The sequence below is a fragment of the Nonomuraea sp. NPDC050783 genome (assembly GCF_040802095.1).
Taxonomy (GTDB): Bacteria; Actinomycetota; Actinomycetes; order Streptosporangiales; family Streptosporangiaceae; genus Nonomuraea.
In genome coordinates, this window is the sequence record NZ_JBFAHK010000003.1 from 278,473 (window position 1) to 294,760 (window position 16,288).

The following is a 16,288-nucleotide window of genomic DNA, read 5'->3' on the forward strand; positions in this document are numbered from 1 at the left end:
CTCCATCGGACCACGCCCGGGATAAGCGCCGCTTAAGCCAGTTTTCCCGCCCCCGCCTGGGATGTTGGCCGTTTTTACTGGGTTAAGGTAGAAATTACTCATGCGAGTAAGAGGGCTTCTCGCCCTGGCGGTGGACATCGCCCTGCCGATCGGCTTCTACTACGGGCTGCGTTCCGTCTGGGGCCTGGAGGAGCACCGGGCGCTGGTGATCAGCTCGCTCGTCCCCGGGCTGAGCGTGGTCGCCGACCTGGCGCGCGGGCGCCGTCCCGACCGGCTGGCCCTCTTCATGACGGCCATGATCCTGGCCAGTGCCCTGATCTCGGCCTTCGTCCACGACGTACGCTTCCTGCTGGCCAAGGACGGCTGGTTCATGGCGGTGGCGGGGCTGTGGTTCCTGTCGACCGCGCGCGGGCCGCGGCCGCTGGCGTTCGTGTTCACCCGTTTCGTCCTGGAGGGCCGGGTCGGGCCGCACCGCGAGCCGTGGGACGTGTTGTGGGAGCGGCTGCCGCCCTTCCGCAGGATCTGGCGGGTGGTGACGGTGATCTACGGCATGGGGCTGCTGGTGGACGCCGCGGTGCGGGTGGTGATGGCGTACACGCTGCCGGTGGACGCCGTGCCGGGGCTGGGCGCGGCCCAGTACGTCGGGTGGCTGGTGCTCATGCAGGTCGCCATCAACGTCTACCTGGTGCCCAGCGGGCTCTACAGCCGCTGGTCCCCGCTGTACGCCCCCCTCCGCGAGCGGGGCGCGCCCGTCACGAGCACGTGAAGCGGGCCTCGCCCCAGTCGGCGTGGTCGTTGCCGTTGCCGTCACCGCCGTCCTCGGCCACCAGGTCCGCGTACCGGGCGCCGGACAGGTCGGCCACCAGCTCGTACGCCCCGTCCGCGGCCCTCAGCACCGGGCTGCCGGCCCGCTCGGCCCCGTCGGCCAGCACCGCGAACCGCACCGACCCCCGCGTGGCCTGCACGTCGTCCACGCCGACGAAGGCCCGCAGGGCCGTGCAGTGCCCGCCCAGGAAGTAGCGGACGCGGGCGGGCGCGTGCGTGCCGAGCCCCTTGGCGAAGCTCCGCCCGCCGATGACGATCGGTCCGCCGTCGGCCTCGCCGGTGTCGCCGTTGGACCGGTCGCGCTCGACCGGCCCCCAGCCGTTGTCGGCGCTGACCCACGGCAGGTCGGAGGCGTAGGCGTCGGCCCGGGGCGGCGGCGGCAGCGTCTGGACGCGGGCCGTGGCCGTCAGCGTCCTCGGGGTGCCCGCGACGGTGTAGACGGCGGTGGCCTTCAGCTCGTACGTGCCGTGGGGCGCGTCGGCCGGCGGGGTGACCTGCCAGACGGTGGTGAGCGTGGCGCCGGGGCCGGCCGTGCCGGTGCCGTCCCCGGTCACCGTCCAGCCGTCGGGCGCCTGCAACGTCACCCGGACGTCCTCGGCCGCGGCGTCCTCCAGGTTGGTGAGGACGGTGGTGACCTCGTTGGCGGCGCCCTGCTCGAAGGCGGGCACGCCGGGCGTCACCTCCAGCGTCCCGCAGGCGGGCGCGTCCTGGGCGGGCCCGAGGTCGGTGACGGCGAAGTCGTCCAGGACGAAGTCGGCGCCGGGCTGCTCGGGGCGCAGCGAGCGCAGCCCGACCCACACCTCGCCGCAGCCGCCCACCACCCGCTCGGTGAAGGCGGCCGTGGCCCGCTGCTCGGGCAGGTCGGTACGCCGGGTCTCCACGCTGGTGCCGGGGCCGGTGTCGTAGCCGGTGACCCACTGGTAGGTGCCGGCCTGCGCGTTCTGGTAGGAGAAGGACACCTCGTAGGCCCGGCCGGGCGCGAACCGGGCGGTCTGCGGCAGCGTGCGGTAGATGAGCCCCTGGCGCTCCTCGTGCGCCTTGAGCGACCAGTCGCCGTTCAGCACGTCGTCCACCGCCTTGCCGCGCCACCCGGCCTGCGTGTACGGCTCGTGCCGCTGCGAGCGGTGCGTGCGCGCGTCGAACGACCCGCCCGCGTCGCCCTTCACGAACGGCCCCCACCCGGGATCGTCCGACTCGAACGTCTCGACCGGGACGGGCGGGCCGCCCGGCGTCAGCCGCACGTCGTCCACCCGCACGTCCCCGTCGCCCGCCGCGGCCGCGATCCGCAGCGTGGCGGACGTGCCGGTCGCGGTGAAGGTCGCCGCGACCCGCTGGAAGAAGGTGTCGTGCTTGTCGTCGGAGGCGATGTAGTTCCTGGCCGTGGAGCGCTCGACGGTGACGCCGGACCCGCCGGCGGACAGCGTGGTGGCGCGGGCGCGTCCCGGCTCGATCTCGACGAAGGCGGAGGCGGTGTAGGCCCGGCCGGGCCTCAGGCCGGTCAGCCGCTGCTCCAGCCGCGCCTCGGGGCCGCCGCCGAGCACCGCGAACCGGCGGCCGAGCTCGTCCCGCGCGGCCCGGACGGGGCCGCTCGTCCGCCATCCGGCGAGCCGGTCGGAGTTGAAGCCGGGGTCGCGCACCCCGCTGCCCTGCCCCCATCCGGGGTCGGCCTGCGCGGGCGCCCTGCCGGGGCCGGGCACGCGGGGGTAGAGCACGTACGCCACGCCCGGCTCCGCCCGCAGCGTGATCCGCCCGCCGGACGGGACGGCCGTGCCCGCCGGGACCCGGCCCTGGTCGGTGAGCCGGTAGACGCTCATTGGCCGGTCGGCGTCCCAGGTCGTGTCGCCGCCGGCGGCGTTGTAGTGGTAGTACTTGCCGCCCCACGGCAGCAGGTACGCGTCCCCGGAGAGCACCTTGTGCCCGCCCGCGAACAGCTCCCGCCGTCCGTCCCGGTACGTGCCGCGTACGCCGCCGGTGAAGACGATCTCGTCGGCGCCCCAGCGCATGATCTCGTGGTGCTGGAGGAACTTGGCCGGCAGGTTGTTTTCCCAGACGTTGCGGAGGAAGGCGGTGAAGTCGTTGCGCGCCTGCCAGCCCTCGAACTCGACGATGCGGGCGTTGCCGAGGATGGGGTGCGGGTTCCAGACGTCCTTCTCGTGGTTGCGGATGAAGCGGATGATCTGCGAGTTCAGCCCCTTGTTGGTGACGCCGCCGTAGCCGAGGTCGTTGGCCCAGTGCGACCACAGCGACGCGCGCTCCAGCTTGTCCGACCACTCGGTGGCCACCTGCCAGCCCTGGGCGCGCAGCTCGGCCAGCATGCGGTCGGCCACCCAGCCGAACGGCCGGTACACGTCCACGTACAGCACGGCCAGGTTGCGGTCCGTCTCGCGGCGCAGCCGCTCGAAGCGGCCGGCGAGGGTGCCGCGGGTGAGGTCGCCGCGCTGGTCGATCAGGTACGCCTGGTCCAGCCAGTTCCAGCCCTTGGCGGCCGGATCGACCAGTTGCTCGCTGAAGGAGCGGGCCTCCGGGTAGGCCTCGGTGGCGTTGACGTGCGCGCCGAACTCGGCGTTCCAGGCGCGGCCGGCCCTGAGCAGCGTGTTCAGGTCCGCCAGGCCGCCCGCGCGGCGGTTGTAGTTCCCGCCGTAGTCGGGGTGGGCCGAGTCGTGGCCCTCGGACTGGTAACCCTTGAGCAGCGCGAGCTGGCCGAGGCCGTCGGTGGCCAGGGAGATCCGCTTGACGTCGTCCAGCGTGCGCAGGAACGGGTGCGTGGCCTGGCTGGAGAAGTTGAACGGGATGTGCGCCGCCACCCGGTCCTTGGTGCGCTCCGCGCCGGGCGGCCTGATCTCGATGCCGCGGAAGGCGATCGCGCCGTCCTGCCAGTCCACGGCGCCGTCGCCGTTGGCGTCGGGGGTGAGCACCACCTTGGCCCAGGGCGGCTCCTCGGTGAACGGCGCGCCGGCCGCCCGGTGCGTCCACTGGCCGCTCCACACGGCGACGGTGACCGCGCCGGAGCCGTCCTTCCTGGCCTGGTGCCAGAGCCGGGCGGCGTCGCGGTCGGTGACGCCCGAGGGGCGGTCGTAGCTGGAGTTGGTCTCCACGGCGGCGGCCAGGCGGGCGGTGCTGACGATGGCGTACGACGCCCCGACCGGGGCGCTGTCGGGCGCGGTGCCCGCGGTGACCGGGGCCAGGACGTCGGCGGTTCGGGTGGCGTTGGGGTCGAGCCTGGTGAAGGCGGTGGCCGCGCCGGGCTGCGCGCTGGAGACCGACACCAGGTCGTGGCCGGGCAGGTCGATCGTGCCGACGCGGAAGGCGGCGGTGTCGGCCACCTCGTCGATCCGGAACGTCGTCACCCGGCCCCGGACCCCCAGGGAGGCCGCCAGCGCGACGCCGGGCAGGTCGGGGAAGGTCAGCCGGTAGCGGGCGGTGGCGCCGTCGTGGCCGGTCAGCCTCACCTGGGCGGTACGCGGCTCGCCGTTGAGCACCACGGAGGGCACCGCCGTGCCGCCGCCCAGGGTGGCGCCGGTGGCCCGGTCGGTGTAGCCGAGGACGCGGGGGAAGGCCGGGTCCAGCTCGACGCGCAGCGCCGCCGACGCGATCACGACCGGCTCGGCCACGCGGGCGGGCGCGGGCGGCAGGTTCTGCGTGGTCGGGCTGGGCGGCGGCGGCCCGGTCGGCGCCGGCTCGGGCGAGGGCAGCTCGTACGTCGGCGTGGGCTGGGACGTGGCCCCCGGTTCCGGCGCGCTCCCCACGGCGGACGAGGCCGGATCGGACCGGGCCTGGTCCGCTCGGGCCTGATCCGGCCGGACTCGATCTGGCTGGGCCAGGTCCGACCGGGTCTGGTCCGGCCGGGCCCGCTCGCCTTGAGCCCCTGCCACCGTGGCCGTGGCCGGGGTCGTGAGGGTGAGGGCGAGGGCTGCTGCGAGGATGACGGGACCTGGACGCATAGGAGTCCCTCCGGATCATGCGTCACACCGCTCGGGAGCCCCGATCATCGCCCCGCCCGGCCGCCCCCGCCATGCACTTACCCGCCATATTCACAAATTTCCGCAGAAAACGGTAAAGCGCGGCCCTCAGCGAGAGGAACCGCGCTCCGTCCGGCGCCAGGTCAGCGCCGTAAGCCCCGCGCCAGGTCAGCGCCACACGCCCCGCGCCAGGTCAGCGCCGCACGCCCCGCGCCATGTCGCGGGCCAGCGCGGCGCAGGACTCCCGCCCCGCCGCCTCGTCAGGGGCGTCCAGCAGCCGCCGGATGAACGCCGACCCCACGATCACCCCGTCGGCGTAGGAGGCGACCTCGGCCGCCTGCGCCCCGGTGCCGACCCCGAGGCCGACGCACACCGGCAGGTCGGTGTGCGCCCGGGTGCGCTCGACCAGGCCCTCGGCGGCGACGTTGACGGTCTCGCGGGCGCCCGTGACGCCCATGAGCGAGGCCGCGTACACGAAGCCGGTGCAGCAGTCGACGACCGCCTTGATGCGCTCCTCGGTGGAGCTGGGCGCGACCAGGAACACGGTGTCGATGCCGGCGGCGGCCGAGGCGGCCCGCCACGGCTCGGACTCCTCGGGCGTCAGGTCGGGCGTGATCGTGCCCGCCCCGCCCGCGTCGGCCAGGGCGCGGGCGAAGCGCTCGGCGCCGTAGCGGTCGACCGGGTTCCAGTAGGTCATGACGAGCGTGGCCGCGCCGGTGGCGGCGACCCCTTCGACGGTGCGCAGCACGTCGGCGATGCGGGTGCCGTTGGTCAGCGACCGGTGCACGGCGTCCTGGATCGTCGGCCCGTCCATGAGCGGGTCGGAGTAGGGCAGGCCGATCTCGATGACGTCGCAACCGGCCTCCACCAGGGCCGCGGCCGCGGCGACGGCACCGTCCTTGGACGGGAAGCCCGCGGGCAGGTAGCCGATGAGCGCGGCCCTGTTGTCCGCCTTGGCCTTGGCGAACACCGTCTGAAGAGTCGTCATGTCTGTCCGTTCCGAAGGTCGAGTCCCACCATGATGCTCCGGCGCGGGCCCGCGCCGGGAGGGCGACTCGTCAGAGGTTGAAGTATTTCATCGCCGTGCCCATGTCCTTGTCGCCGCGCCCGGAGAGGTTGACCAGGATGGTCGCCTCGGGGCCGAGCTCGCGGCCCAGCTCCAGCGCGCCCGCCAGGGCGTGGGAGGACTCGATGGCGGGGATGATGCCCTCGGTGCGGGCCAGCAGCGAGAACGCCTGCATGGCCGCGTCGTCGGTGATGCCGTGGTAGACGGCCCGGCCGGAGTCCTTGAGCCAGGCGTGCTCGGGGCCGACGCCCGGGTAGTCGAGGCCGGCCGAGATCGAGTGCGACTCGATGGTCTGGCCCTCGTCGTCCTGCAGCACGTACGTGCGCGAGCCGTGCAGCACGCCGACCGTGCCGGCGGTGAGCGTGAGCGCGTGCTCGCCGCTCTCCAGGCCGCGCCCGGCGGCTTCGTAGCCGTGGAGCTGGACGTCCTGGTCGCCGATGAAGGCGTGGAAGATGCCGATGGCGTTGCTGCCGCCGCCGACCGCCGCGCACACCGCGTCGGGCAGCCGGCCGGTCAGCTCCAGGATCTGGCGGCGGGCCTCGACGCCGATGATGCGGGCGAAGTCGCGCACGATCTCGGGGAACGGGTGCGGGCCCGCGATGGTGCCGAACAGGTAGTGGGTGGTGTCGACGTTGGTGACCCAGTCGCGGAAGGCCTCGTTGATGGCGTCCTTGAGGGTCTGGGAGCCGTTGGTGACCGGCACTACCTTGGCGCCGAGCAGCTTCATCCTGGCCACGTTGAGCGCTTGGCGCTCGCAGTCGACCGCGCCCATGTAGATGACGCACTCCAGGCCGAGCAGGGCCGCGGCGGTGGCGGTGGCCACGCCGTGCTGGCCGGCGCCGGTCTCGGCGATCACCCGCTTCTTGCCCAGCCGCTTGGTGAGCAGGGCCTGGCCCAGCACGTTGTTGATCTTGTGGGCGCCGGTGTGGGTGAGGTCCTCGCGCTTGAGCACGATCCTGGCCCCGCCGGCCTGCTCGGCGAAGCGCGGCACCTCGGTCAGCGTGGTGGGCCGGCCCGCGTAGGTGCGCAGCAGGTGGTCGAACTCGCGGATGAACTCAGCGTCGTTCTTGGCCTTCTCGTAGACCGAGGCGACCTCGTCGAGGGCCGGGATCAGCGCCTCGGGCACGAACCGGCCGCCGAAGATGCCGAACTTGCCGTGGACGTCGGGATCGTTGCCGTGCGCGGCGTTGCCCGCCAGGTCGGCGGCGGTCAGGATGGTGCCTTCGTTTGCCACTGCTATCCCTCTGCTGAGTGGTCGGGGCGCGTCGACGGGTGGGCGCCGGCGGTCACCAGAGCCTCCACGGCCTTGCGCGGGTCCTTGCCGGTGACCAGGCTCTCCCCCACCAGAACGGCGTCGGCGCCGTTGCGGGCGTAGGCGAGCAGGTCGTGCGGGCCGCGCACGCCCGACTCGGCAATCTTGATCACATTATCGGGGATCTTCGGCGCGAGCTTCGTGAAGACCTCGCGGTCGACCTCGAGTGTCTTGAGATTGCGGGCGTTGATCCCGATGACCCGTGCCCCGGCGGCGACCGCCCGGTCGAGCTCCTCCTCGGTGTGCACCTCGACCAGCGGCGTGAGCCCGATCGACTCGGCCCGCTCGATGAGCGAGACCAGGGCCTCCTGCTCCAGGCAGACGACCATGAGCAGGGCCAGGTCGGCGCCGTGCGCCCGGGCCTCCCAGAGCTGGTAGGAGGTCAGGATGAAGTCTTTGCGCAGGATCGGGATGTCGACCCGGGCGCGCACCGCGGCCAGGTCGTCGAGGCTGCCGCCGAACTTGCGTTGCTCGGTCAGCACGCTGATGACGTGGGCGCCGCCCGCTTCGTAGTCGGCCGCCAGCGCGGCGGGGTCGGCGATCGCGGCCAGCGCGCCCTTGGACGGGCTGGAGCGCTTGACCTCGGCGATCACCGACACCTTGTCGCCCCCGAGGGCGGCCATCGCGTCCCTGGGCGGCTGTGCCCGCTCGGCCCTCCGCTTGAGCTCGTCCATGGACACGGCCTGCTGGCGTGCCGCGAGGTCGGCGCGCACCCCGTCGAGGATGTCGTCGAGGACGCTCGGCCCTTCCGTCCGCTCACTCACGCGCTTGGGGTCCCTCCGGATCGACTGTGGGGGTGGCCGAGAGTTCGCGTCGCGTCCGCTCTCCGCCTTGTCCTGCGATGGTATCGGCCCGCGCGGGGTACCTCACCCCGGGGCCCGGGTCCGGACGTGCCCTAGGGGGCGAGGAACGCTCCGAAAGGCAGGTTCCGGACGACCCAGTAGACCATGACGATCGCCAGGAAGGCCCACAGCCACGCCGGGTGGGCGAGCGTCGTCCTGCGGGGCCGGCCCTGCGCGGCGCGTACGACCCATCTGCCCCACCAGAACAGCAGGAACGGCAGGGTCGCCACCATGAGGGGGTTGAGCCCGAGCGCCGCCACCGGGTCGAGGTGGGCCAGCGCGTGGATGCCGCGCAGCGTGCCGCAGCCCGGGCAGTAGAGGCCGGTCAACCACAGGAAGGGGCAGGTCGGGTAGTGGCCGGGCTGGTTGGGGTCGACGACGCCGACGAACGTGACCACCGCCCCGGCCGCGGCGGCAACACCGAGCGGCGGGAGCAGGCCCTTGAGCCGTCCCGTGCGGTGCCGCCCGGTCGTCGCGAGGTTCATGGCTCCAGTATCCGCCCTTGCGGCTCAGTAGTTCGAGACGTTGGAGGCGACGGTCGCGTAGATGAGGAAGAAGTACGCGATGATCGCGATGACGCTCAGCACCCAGGCGACGATGCCGAAGATCAGCGAGCGCTTCCACCAGGTCTTGGCCTCCTCGCTCGCCTGCACGGCGCCCGGGTAGTCGCCGACCTGCCACCGCTGGTTGACCTGCGACGACTTCATGATCGCGACGATGCCCAAGGGGAGGCAGCAGAAGATCGTGGTCAGGATGGCCGGGACGAGGTGGTTGTCCGGCGGCTGCTGGCCGCCGTAACCGCCGCCCGGAGGCTGGCCGTAGCCGCCGTAGCCGCCGCCGCTGGGCGGCTGCTGCCCGTAGCCGCCGTAACCGCCGCCGCTCGGCGGCTGCTGCCCGTAACCGCCGCCGCTCGGCGGCTGCTGCCCGTAACCGCCACCGCTCGGGGGCTGCTGGCCGTAGCCGCCGCCGGGCGGCTGCGAGCCGTAGCCGCCGTCGCCCTGGTTCCCATACGTCATTGCTCTGACTCCTCAAGTCGTGCGAGTGCGCGGCAGCCTAGCGAGAAACCAGGTCTTACGTGGACGAACATCCATCCTGCGGACAATTCGTAATCGGACTGCAAGCGGCAGGTCACTGTCCGGTCAGTAACTGGACGAGCTGGAAGCGGCGGCGCCCAGTCCGATGATGGACAGGATCATCCCGCCGAACCAGATCAGCAGCAGCACGTTGATCACGATCATGACGTACGACGTCACCAGGCCGCCCACCGCCAGCCCCTGGCCCTCCTCGCCGGAGCGCTTGATGCGGTTGAGCGCGATGTGCCCCAGGATCACGCCGACGATGCTGGTCAGGCCACAACTGATCATGCCGACGATGCCGAGGACGAGCGAGGCGACCGCCATGCCGTTGGTGGGGCGCGACGGGGGCGGGGGCGCGCCGTAGGGGTTGTTGTAGCCGTAGCCGCCGCTCGGCGGGAGCTGGCCGTAGGCGTAGTTCTCCTGCGACTGGCCGGAGCCGTAACTGCCGCTGGGCGGCTGCTGCTGGCCGTAACCGTAGCCGTAGCCCCCCGAGGGCTGCTGCTGCCCGTAGCCGTAACCGTCGCTCGGCTGCTGCTGGCCGTAACCGCCGGGCGGCTGCTGTTGCCCGTAACCTCCGCCGGGCGACTGCTGGCCGTAACCGCCGCCGGGCGGCTGTGCGCCGTAGCCGCCGCCCTGATCCCCGTAACTCATGCCCCTGGCTCCTCGTGTCCGTGGTGGGTTGCATCCGGCAGCTTATTGAGGAAATGGCGGCCGAGCGGACAGAGGTTCAGAACAGTGCTGATTTCGTCACCGGCGGCGTCAGCGGGGATCGGTGGGGTCGTCGCCCCGGTCGAGGGCGTCCCACAGGGCCTTGTCGTCGTGCCCGGCCCGGCTCCGCGGATCGCCCGCGACGGGATCGCCGCTGGTCGTGGCGGGCTCGCGCCGCTCGTAGCGGGCCGACATGCCCGCCCACCGGCCGCCGCGGACGATCGCCAGCACGCCCCCGGCGGCCAGCAGCACCGCGCCCGCGCCCGCCACCACGGGCCAGAGCGCCACGAGCCGCCAGGACAGCCCGGTCGCGGCGTGCAGCGCGTTGTGGGCGCCCAGCCACTCGGTGACGGTGGTGTCGTCCAGCGCCGTCCACGTGCCGGCGCCCGCGCCGATCCCGCACAGCGCCAGCAGGCCGCCGACGACGCGGCGCCCGGCGCCCTTGGTGGCCAGCACGGCGACCGCTCCGGCCAGGCCGGCCAGCGCGACGGGCGTCAGCACGGGGCTCAGGTCGCCGCCGGTGGGCGCCTCGGCCCCGGCCTGGGCGAGGCTCACCCAGGCGCGGCCGGCGGCCAGCAGCACCAGCAGGCAGCCCAGGACGGTGAGCGCCAGCCAGGACAGCAGCTCCCCGCGGGCCGCCGCGCCAGGTCTCACCGAACGCCCTGGGCGAGGGCGCCGGCGTCGAAGCAGGTGTGGTCGCCGGTGTGGCAGGCCGCCCCGACCTGGTCGACCTTGACCAGGACGGCGTCGCCGTCGCAGTCGAGCGCCACCGACTTGACGTGCTGGACGTGGCCGGAGGTGTCGCCCTTGACCCACAGCTCCCCGCGGCTGCGCGACCAGTAGGTGGCCCGGCCGGTGGTGAGTGTCCGGTGCAGCGCCTCGTCGTTCATCCACGCCAGCATGAGCACCTCGCCGGTGTCGTACTGCTGGGCCACGGCGGCGACGAGGCCGTCGGGGTTGCGCTTGAGCCTCGCGGCGATCTCGGGGTCGAGGGAGTCGAGGGACATGCGTCCATTCAACCAGCCCGCCCCCGCGCCCCGGCCATCGCCGCGCGCCTCAGGCCAGGGCCTGCGAGAGCGTCTCGTAGATGGGGAACAGCGGCGCCAGGTTGGTCCTGCGCAGCCGACGCAGCACCTGGCCGTCCGGCGCCACCAGCGCCATCGACCCGTCGCGCTCGCGCAGCGCGGCGAGCTGGCGCACGAGGACGCCCAGCCCCGTCGTGTCGATGAACGTCAGCTCGCTCAGGTCGACCACCAGGCGCGGCCCGTGCGCCGCCACCGCCTCGCCGAGGCACTGCCGCACCCGGGAGGCGTTGTCGACGTCGACCTCCCCGGCCAGGCTCACCACCACCAGCTCGCCGTGCCGGCGCCGGGACATCTCCAGCACCTCGGCGCTCGTGTTGCTCATGTCCCCTCCCCTGGGGCGCTCCCCGCGGGAAAAAGGTACACCGGCCGGAGCCGCCGTCACAGCGGGTTTTGCCGAGAACGCACTACGTGATGGCGTGCCGCCGGGTATTTTCTTGACCCGGCGGGTGCTAGGGAGAGGCGTCCATCGTGATGTACGTCGCGGGTTCCGTTCTCGACCCGGAGCTGGGGGATCACGTATGCCTGCCGTTCGACGGCGAGCGCGAGCGGAGGCGGGCGACGGTGGTGTTCACCGTCAACGGGCTGCGCCGCCGGGTCAAGGTCGTGATCATCACGCACGCCGACAGCCCCGGGCGGACCCGCGGCTGGCTGGCGCCGCTCGTGCCGGGCTTCGCCGACGCCGAGTCGGCCGGGCAGGTGGAGATCCTGGCCTGCGCCGACACCCACTTCACCGCGGGCGGCCTGGACCCCGAGCGGGTGTTCCGCGGGCTGGCCGAGGCCCACGAGCGCGCCCGCAGGCACGGCCAACACGGCGTCTACGCGCTCATCGACGCCTCCTGGGGCGCGCGCGACGTGCCGGGGCAGGCGGCGCTGGAGGCGGCGGCCAACGAGCTGTTCGGCGCGCGCTGGCTGGCGGCCGTGTGCCAGTACGACCGCGCCCTGTTCCCCCGCGAGGCCATCGACCAGGCGGCCGCGCTGCACCCGATCGCGCCCGAGCAGGCGTTGCTGCGCTTCGCCTGCACCTCCCGCCCGCCGGGGCTGCGGGTGTGGGGCGACGTCGACCTGACCAACCGGCAGGCATTCGCGTCGGTGCTGGCCCGGCTGGAGAGGGAGCCGGGCGAGGTCGTCGTGGACGCCTCCGGGCTGGGCTTCATCGACGCCGGGTCGGCGCAGCTGCTCACCCGCACGGCGCTGGCCAGGCCGGCCGGGTCCACGGTGGTGGTGTGCGGCGCGGCGACGGCGCGGGTGCTCAGGCTGATCAGGGCGGAGGAGTGCCTCACCGTCCGCCGGGTGGGCGATGGGTAGGCAGGTGCTCGGTGTCGCCTTCGGGCGCGGGCGCATCACGTTCCTGCGCAGGACGGTCACCGAGCACGCCGCTTACGAGGGGCTGTCGGGGCGGCGGCTGGAGGACTTCGTGCTGGCCGTCAACGAGATCACCACGAACGCCGTCGTGCACGGCGGCGGGCACGGCAGGCTGCGGCTGTGGTCGCAGGCCGGGCGGCTGTGGTGCGAGGTGGCCGACGAGGGGCCGGGGCTGCCGCCGGGGTGGATGGGCGACCTGCGCCCGCCCGCCGGGTTCGCGGGCGGCGGGCGGGGGTTGTGGCTGACGTGGATGTTGTGCGACCACATCACGATCGTGTCCGGGCCCCGGGGCACGATCGTGACGTTCGCGTCGGGGCCCGGCTGACCGGCGGGGCCCCCGGCGCGGGCGGCCGGTCAGGAGCGGGTGCGGGCCAGGAGCGGGCGGCCGGTCAGGAGCGGGCGGCGGAGACCCAGGAGGCGTGCAGGTCGGCGTAGACGCCGGGCTGCCGCACCAGCTCGGCGTGCGAGCCGCGCTGCACCAGCCGGCCGGCGTCGAAGACCAGCACCTCGTCGGCGTTCTCGGCGGTCGAGAGGCGGTGGGCGATCGAGACGGCGGTACGGCCGCGGGTGACGCCCTCCAGGGCGCGGGCCAGGCGTACCTCGGTGGCCGGGTCCACGGCCGAGGTGGCCTCGTCCAGCAGGAGCAGGTCGGGGTCGGCGAGGTAGGCGCGGGCCAGGGCGACGAGCTGGCGCTCGCCGGCCGACAGCGACTCGCCGCGCTGGCCGACGGGCGTGTCCAGGCCGGCGGGCAGGCCGTCCAGCCAGTCGGCCAGGCCCAGCTCGGTCAGCGCCAGCCCGATCTCCTCGCGGGTGGCCGACGGCTTGCCGTAGCGGATGTTCTGCTCCAGCGTGCCGTCGAACAGGAAGCCGTCCTGGGGGACCATGACGATGCGCTCGCGCAGCGAGGAGAAGCGCACCCTCCGCAGGTCGTGGCCGTCCACGGTGACGCGGCCCCCGACCGGGTCCATCAGCCGGGTCAGCAACTTGGCGAAGGTGGTCTTGCCCGAGCCGGTCTCACCGACGATCGCGACGCGCGAGCGGGGCGGGATCTCCACCGAGACCTCGCGCAACACCGGCGCGCCGCCCGGGTAGGCGAAGTGCACGTTCTCGAAGGCGACGGAGATGGGGCCGCGCGGCAGCTCGACGCCCTTGTCGCCGGGGTCGGCCACGTCGGGCGGGGTGTCGAGGACGCCGAGGATGCGCCGCCAGCCGGCGACCGCGTTCTGGGCCTCGTTGAGCACCTCGGTGGCGGTCTGCAGCGGCGAGACGAAGAGCGTGACGAGGAACAGGAAGGCCACGAGCCGGCCCTGGGTGATGTCGCCCGACAGGCCGAGCCGCACGCCGAGCAGCACGATCCCGGCGATCGCGACGGCGGCCACGATCTCGGTCAGCGGGAAGACGAAGCCGACGATGGTCTGCGCCCTGGTCTGGGCGGCGCGGTTGGCGTCCACGGCCCGGTCGATGCGCTCGGCGGTGCGCCGCTCGGCGGCGTAGGCGCGGATGACGGCGGCGCCGACCACCGACTCGCTGACGGCGGCGAGCATGTCGCCGGTGCGCTCGCGCACCACCGTGTACGCCCGCGACAGCAGCCGCTGGAAGCGCGGCAGGGCGATCATCAGCGGGACGAAGCAGGCCCACACCAGCAGCGTGAGCTGCCAGGAGTAGACGACCATGAGCACGGTCGCCACGAAGAGCTGCCCGAGCGAGACGATGATCATCAGCCCGCCCCATTGCATGAACGTGCTGATCTGGTCGATGTCGTTGGTGACGCGCGAGACCAGGGCGCCGCGCCGCTCGGTGTTCTGGGTGAGCACCGACAGGTCGTGCACGTGCCGGAAGCCGCGCACCCGCAGGGTGGCCAGGGAGGACTCGGTGGCCTTGTAGAGGCGGACGTTCATGACGTACGCGGCGGCCGCCGTCAGCAGGACGGCGGCGGCGCAGATCACCACGGCCCTGGTGATGTACGGCACGTCGGGCGTGCCGCTCTTGAGCCCCTGGTCGATGGTCTGCTGGACGGCGATCGGCACGATGATCTTGCCGACGGTGGCGACGACCGCCAGGGCCAGCGTGACCGCCAGGCCCTTGCGGAACTCGGGGGTGAGCGACAGCCCCTGCCGGATGGTGGCCAGCGCGGAGCGGTCGGCGTTGCCGTGGATGCCCTGGACCGTCATGCGCTGACCTCTTCTTCCTCTCCCGCGGAGATCTCTTCGTCGCCGGCGGCGGGGGCGTCGAGTGCGGCCCGCTCGGCCTCCTCGCGCTCGTAGGCCGTCACCAGGTTGCGGTAGCCCTCGCAGCGCCCGATGAGCTCCTCGTGCGGGCCGCGGTCCACCACCCGCCCGTGGTCGAGGTAGACGACCTCGTCGGCGAGCGCGATCGTGGCCATGCGGTAGGCGACGACCACGACGGTGGAGGCTTCGGCGGCGTCCCGGAGCCCGTGCAGGATCCTGGCCTCGACCTGCGGATCGACGCTGCTGGTCGCGTCGTCGAGCACGAGCAGGCGGGGGCGGCGGGCGACCGCGCGGGCCAGGGCGAGCCGCTGGCGCTGGCCGCCGGACAGGGAGGCGCCGCGCTCGCCGACCCGCGTGTCCAGCCCGGCCGGCAGCCGGGCCACGAAGCCGTCGGCCTGGGCCAGCCGCAGCGCGGCCCACACGTCCTCGTCGGGGACGTCCAGGCCGAGCGCGACGTTGCCGCGCACGGTGTCGTCGAACAGGAACGTCTGCTGCGGGACGAGGGCGACCGAGCGGGCCACCGAGCCGTAGGCCAGCGCGCGCAGGTCCTCGCCGTCGAGCAGGACCGCGCCCCGGGCGGGGTCCACCAGCCGGGCGAGCAGCTGCACGAGCGTGGACTTGCCGGAGCCGGTCGGGCCGACCAGCGCGACGGTACGGCCCGCGGGCACCTCGAAGGTGACGTCGTGCAGCACCTCGGCCTCCCCGTAGCTGTAGGAGACGCCGCGCACCTCCAGGGCGGCGGGGGCCGCGGAGGCGGTCTCCGCCCGGCCGTAGTCCATGGAGCCGGTGGCCTCCAGCACGGCCTGCACCCGCTGCCAGCCGACGACGCTGCGCGGCAGCTCGGCCAGCACCCAGCCGAGCGCCCTGATCGGGAAGGCCAGCAGCGTGAACAGGTAGGCGACCTGCACCAGGTCGCCGGAGTCGATGGAGCCGCCGGCCAGCCGTACCGCGCCGACGGCCAGCACCGCGAGCACGCCCAGCGTGGGCAGCGCCTCCAGCATCGGGTCGAACAGGCCGCGCACCCGGCCGACGGCGATGTTGGCGTCGCGCAGCTCGTGGGCGCGGCGCAGGAAGCGCTCGGTCTCCAGGTCCTCCCTGCCGAGGGTCTTGACGACCAGCGCGCCGTCGAAGCTCTCGTGCGCGATCTCGCTGACCTCGGCGCGGAGCTGCTGGGCGCGGGTGGCCAGCGGGCTGAGCCGGCGCTGGTAGACGAGGTTGAGCACGGCGATGGCCGGGAAGATCAGGAAGCCCACCAGGGCCAGTACGAGGTCGGTGAAGACCATCGCCACGGCCGCGGTGACCAGCATGACGATCACGCCGACGGCCATGGGCAGCGGCGCGAGCGGGGCCCAGGCGGCCTCGGCGTCGGCGCTGGCGTTGGACAGCAGCTGGCCGGTGGGGTGCTGGTGGTGCCAGGACAGCGGCAGCCGCAGGTACTGCTTGGTGACGTCCCGGCGGGACCTGGCCTGCATGCGGTACTGCATGACACCGGCCAGGATGCGCCGCCCGGCCACGCCCAGCGCCTTGAGCAGCGCGGCGCCGAGGATGAGGCCGGCACCGGCCCATAACGTGCCCGCGGCCACCCGGCCCTCGGCGAAGGCGGCCAGCACCACGTTCTGGGTGGCCCAGCCGAGCGCCCAGGCGGAGGCCACGGTCATGCCTCCGTAGACGGCGCTGGCCAGCACGGCCAGCGCGAAGACGCCCTTCTCGGTGCGGATGGCCACCCCAAGGACCCGCAGTCCTTGACGCATGACGGCCGAGGTGACCTTGCTCGCCACTCGGTAGGCTCCCTCATTACTCGCGTATGTAGATAAGTGAGTACATC

At 73.4% G+C, this 16,288-nt stretch carries 15 protein-coding genes; 3 read left to right on the plus strand and 12 right to left on the minus strand.

Features of this window, described 5'->3' with window-relative positions; translation table 11 throughout:
• Window positions 1-100: 100 nt before the first annotated feature.
• Entirely contained in the window at window positions 101-766 is a 666-nt protein-coding gene (locus AB0H75_RS09410) for a VC0807 family protein (RefSeq protein ID WP_367793099.1), read from the plus strand.
• On the opposite strand, the gene AB0H75_RS09415 is transcribed toward AB0H75_RS09410, so the two are convergent.
• The 10 genes from AB0H75_RS09415 to AB0H75_RS09460 form a co-directional block, all read right to left on the minus strand.
• On the minus strand, window positions 753-4,571 hold the full coding sequence (locus AB0H75_RS09415; RefSeq protein ID WP_367793102.1) for an endo-alpha-N-acetylgalactosaminidase family protein: 3,819 nt from the start codon (window positions 4,569-4,571) through the stop codon (window positions 753-755). The genes AB0H75_RS09410 and AB0H75_RS09415 overlap by 14 nt on opposite strands.
• Window positions 4,572-4,977: 406 nt before the next feature.
• Window positions 4,978-5,772 (minus strand): tryptophan synthase subunit alpha, encoded by a 795-nt coding sequence (gene trpA / locus AB0H75_RS09420; protein ID WP_367793105.1) that lies wholly within the window; start codon window positions 5,770-5,772, stop codon window positions 4,978-4,980.
• A gap of 70 nt (window positions 5,773-5,842) precedes the next feature.
• Window positions 5,843-7,048, minus strand: coding sequence for a tryptophan synthase subunit beta (gene trpB, locus AB0H75_RS09425; RefSeq protein ID WP_367794201.1), 1,206 nt, complete (start codon window positions 7,046-7,048; stop codon window positions 5,843-5,845).
• 38 nt (window positions 7,049-7,086) lie between these two features.
• The gene (gene trpC, locus AB0H75_RS09430; protein WP_367793108.1) at window positions 7,087-7,926 is read right to left on the minus strand and encodes an indole-3-glycerol phosphate synthase TrpC; all 840 of its coding nucleotides are present in this window, start codon (window positions 7,924-7,926) and stop codon (window positions 7,087-7,089) included.
• A 131-nt stretch (window positions 7,927-8,057) separates the two neighbouring features.
• A complete protein-coding gene (locus tag AB0H75_RS09435) occupies window positions 8,058-8,489 on the minus strand; it encodes a DUF2752 domain-containing protein (RefSeq protein ID WP_367793111.1) in 432 nt (143 codons plus the stop codon).
• 24 nt (window positions 8,490-8,513) lie between these two features.
• On the minus strand, window positions 8,514-9,020 hold the full coding sequence (locus AB0H75_RS09440) for a CD225/dispanin family protein (protein WP_367793114.1): 507 nt from the start codon (window positions 9,018-9,020) through the stop codon (window positions 8,514-8,516).
• Between the two features lie 123 nt (window positions 9,021-9,143).
• The gene (locus AB0H75_RS09445) at window positions 9,144-9,731 is read right to left on the minus strand and encodes a DUF4190 domain-containing protein (protein ID WP_367793117.1); all 588 of its coding nucleotides are present in this window, start codon (window positions 9,729-9,731) and stop codon (window positions 9,144-9,146) included.
• Window positions 9,732-9,839: 108 nt separating this feature from the next.
• On the minus strand, window positions 9,840-10,442 hold the full coding sequence (locus tag AB0H75_RS09450; RefSeq protein WP_367793120.1) for a TIGR02234 family membrane protein: 603 nt from the start codon (window positions 10,440-10,442) through the stop codon (window positions 9,840-9,842).
• Window positions 10,439-10,795, minus strand: a complete 357-nt coding sequence (hisI, locus tag AB0H75_RS09455; RefSeq protein ID WP_367793123.1) for a phosphoribosyl-AMP cyclohydrolase — start codon at window positions 10,793-10,795, stop codon at window positions 10,439-10,441. Before hisI ends, AB0H75_RS09450 begins: the two co-directional genes overlap by 4 nt.
• A 49-nt stretch (window positions 10,796-10,844) precedes the next feature.
• Window positions 10,845-11,195 carry an STAS domain-containing protein gene (locus AB0H75_RS09460; protein ID WP_367793126.1) on the minus strand — a complete coding sequence of 117 codons (351 nt, stop codon included), beginning with the start codon at window positions 11,193-11,195 and terminating at the stop codon, window positions 10,845-10,847.
• A gap of 149 nt (window positions 11,196-11,344) precedes the next feature.
• Between AB0H75_RS09460 and AB0H75_RS09465 the strand changes: the two genes are divergently transcribed.
• Window positions 11,345-12,178, plus strand: coding sequence for an MEDS domain-containing protein (locus AB0H75_RS09465; RefSeq protein ID WP_367794203.1), 834 nt, complete (start codon window positions 11,345-11,347; stop codon window positions 12,176-12,178).
• Window positions 12,171-12,560, plus strand: coding sequence for an ATP-binding protein (locus AB0H75_RS09470; RefSeq protein WP_367793129.1), 390 nt, complete (start codon window positions 12,171-12,173; stop codon window positions 12,558-12,560). The genes AB0H75_RS09465 and AB0H75_RS09470 overlap by 8 nt, the downstream gene beginning before the upstream one ends.
• A 64-nt stretch (window positions 12,561-12,624) precedes the next feature.
• Here the strand turns inward: AB0H75_RS09470 and AB0H75_RS09475 are convergent, their stop codons facing one another.
• Together AB0H75_RS09475 and AB0H75_RS09480 are read right to left on the minus strand one after the other, a co-directional pair.
• On the minus strand, window positions 12,625-14,406 hold the full coding sequence (locus AB0H75_RS09475) for an ABC transporter ATP-binding protein (protein ID WP_367793133.1): 1,782 nt from the start codon (window positions 14,404-14,406) through the stop codon (window positions 12,625-12,627).
• A complete protein-coding gene (locus AB0H75_RS09480) occupies window positions 14,403-16,214 on the minus strand; it encodes an ABC transporter ATP-binding protein (protein WP_367794205.1) in 1,812 nt (603 codons plus the stop codon). Before AB0H75_RS09480 ends, AB0H75_RS09475 begins: the two co-directional genes overlap by 4 nt.
• Between the last annotated feature and the right edge of the window lie 74 nt (window positions 16,215-16,288).

Excerpts from the sequence above, each read along its gene's own strand:
- AB0H75_RS09470 (WP_367793129.1), top strand. The coding sequence starts at position 12,171 with ATGGGTAGGCAGGTGCTCGGTGTCGCCTTCGGGCGCGGGCGCATCACG.
- AB0H75_RS09445 (WP_367793117.1), bottom strand. The coding sequence starts at position 9,731 with ATGAGTTACGGGGATCAGGGCGGCGGCTACGGCGCACAGCCGCCCGGC.
- AB0H75_RS09440 (WP_367793114.1), bottom strand. The coding sequence starts at position 9,020 with ATGACGTATGGGAACCAGGGCGACGGCGGCTACGGCTCGCAGCCGCCC.
- trpA (WP_367793105.1), bottom strand. The coding sequence starts at position 5,772 with ATGACGACTCTTCAGACGGTGTTCGCCAAGGCCAAGGCGGACAACAGG.
- AB0H75_RS09480 (WP_367794205.1), bottom strand. The coding sequence starts at position 16,214 with ATGCGTCAAGGACTGCGGGTCCTTGGGGTGGCCATCCGCACCGAGAAG.
- AB0H75_RS09460 (WP_367793126.1), bottom strand. The coding sequence starts at position 11,195 with ATGAGCAACACGAGCGCCGAGGTGCTGGAGATGTCCCGGCGCCGGCAC.
- AB0H75_RS09465 (WP_367794203.1), top strand. The coding sequence starts at position 11,345 with ATGTACGTCGCGGGTTCCGTTCTCGACCCGGAGCTGGGGGATCACGTA.
- hisI (WP_367793123.1), bottom strand. The coding sequence starts at position 10,795 with ATGTCCCTCGACTCCCTCGACCCCGAGATCGCCGCGAGGCTCAAGCGC.
- AB0H75_RS09475 (WP_367793133.1), bottom strand. The coding sequence starts at position 14,406 with ATGACGGTCCAGGGCATCCACGGCAACGCCGACCGCTCCGCGCTGGCC.
- AB0H75_RS09410 (WP_367793099.1), top strand. The coding sequence starts at position 101 with ATGCGAGTAAGAGGGCTTCTCGCCCTGGCGGTGGACATCGCCCTGCCG.
- AB0H75_RS09435 (WP_367793111.1), bottom strand. The coding sequence starts at position 8,489 with ATGAACCTCGCGACGACCGGGCGGCACCGCACGGGACGGCTCAAGGGC.